This is a genomic window from Hassallia byssoidea VB512170 (genome assembly GCF_000817785.2).
Classification (GTDB): Bacteria; Cyanobacteriota; Cyanobacteriia; order Cyanobacteriales; family Nostocaceae; genus Hassallia; species Hassallia carrinoi.
Genome location: NZ_JTCM02000039.1, coordinates 53,721 through 55,193, shown reverse-complemented (window position 1 = coordinate 55,193; position 1,473 = coordinate 53,721). Strand labels below are relative to the sequence as shown.

Below are 1,473 nucleotides of genomic sequence, written 5' to 3'. Positions count from 1 at the left end.
GAAAATGTTGAAATATTTTCACTTCTCTTCGACTGATTTTATATGACTCCATCCCCCTTTCCCCTTTTTTCCTTTACCCTTTGACCCAAATTAAAAAAGCCCCATGCCCCATGCCCCATGACGGCAGGTGCTACAACGGAGGGAACCTCCGCAACGCACAGCCAAACCAATGCCCCATGCCCGATTATTAATTATGCATTTTGCTTATGCTTATCGTCGGTATCACAGATAAGCATAAATAAATTTCCCACCGCAAAAGCTCAAAAGCCTATAAATAAAGGTTTTTGAATAAGGACGCCCGAATTCTAAGAAAGCGGTACTAGCTTGTTGACACTTGATTGTGATATTAGTGTTTGCCTTTGGTTTACGTTGAGATTTATATTATTTAATAAAATAAATAGCTTATCACCGTAGAATTACCATGTTAAAGATTTTGATTGTCTGACTTTGGTCTGTGTCAGCGGATATTTTACGATCTGCTTTCTTTTGAGCATGTTTATCAAAGCGCCTTTTTAAGCGCAATTGAGCCATTCACTTCTAAATTCATAGCGATCGCGTCACTAGTTTTACGGCTTCACACTTGAACAAAGATTTTGGATCTCAACATTATCATGGAAAAAATTGTCATCTCTGCTAACGAAACTAGCAACACGAGTGTACAACTTTCAGAATTCGGCGATTCCTTAGAAGTGTTTGGTAACTTGTCAGTTAGTGGCAACGAGCCTGCCGTTTTGACGGATGGGCTTCTCAATCGCATTAACGTAGAACCACCAGGTGGAGTTATCCAAGCTGAAAACACAGCAATCCAGGTAAATGGAGTTGGAACCAATATTTTCAATGACGGCACCATTCAGGGTGGACTCAATGCAATTAATCTTGCTGATGACAATCGTGCTTCTGCCTCAATCTTCAATAATGGCACTATCAGCAGTGGTAGCCGCGCCATCAACATCGGTGGTGTTGGTGGAGTAGTTGTCAATAATAATTTGATTATTACGACTGCAAACCCTCGTAATGGCACAATTTATGGCGATCAAACTGCCCAGAATGTTGTGATTGATAACCGCTCCAACGGAGTTGTTGATGTTGGTGTCGGCAACAATGGCGATGCTGTTTCTCTAGAATTAGGGGCAAATGTCAATGGTTCGCTAGTCAACTCTGGGTTACTTCAAGGTCGAGGTGTTGCCGTTGGGACTAATCGGTCGGCAGCGGTGCGGCTGTTCCGAGGAGATACTGTTGGGTCAGATGTGGCAGTGTTCAATGGCGATATTGAAAACTTGGGCAGATTAATTGCCGAAAACGCAGCAGCAGTAGTGCTACAAAATGGCGTGCAACTCAATGGTTCAATTATCAATTCTGGTGAAATCATTAGCGCCAACCCTGCCAATGGTATTGGCATCAGCTTAGAAAATGGCAGTCAATTAGCTGGGGAAATCATCAACACTGGCAGCATTAATGGCGGTCGAGATGGCA

General features: G+C 42.8%; 1 protein-coding gene. It reads left to right on the top strand.

All coding sequences use genetic code 11. From position 1 onward, the window contains the following. Positions 1-611: 611 nt before the first annotated feature. Positions 612-1,473 (top strand): hypothetical protein (locus PI95_RS17735; RefSeq protein WP_039752872.1); only part of this gene is annotated, 862 nt, incomplete at its 3' end.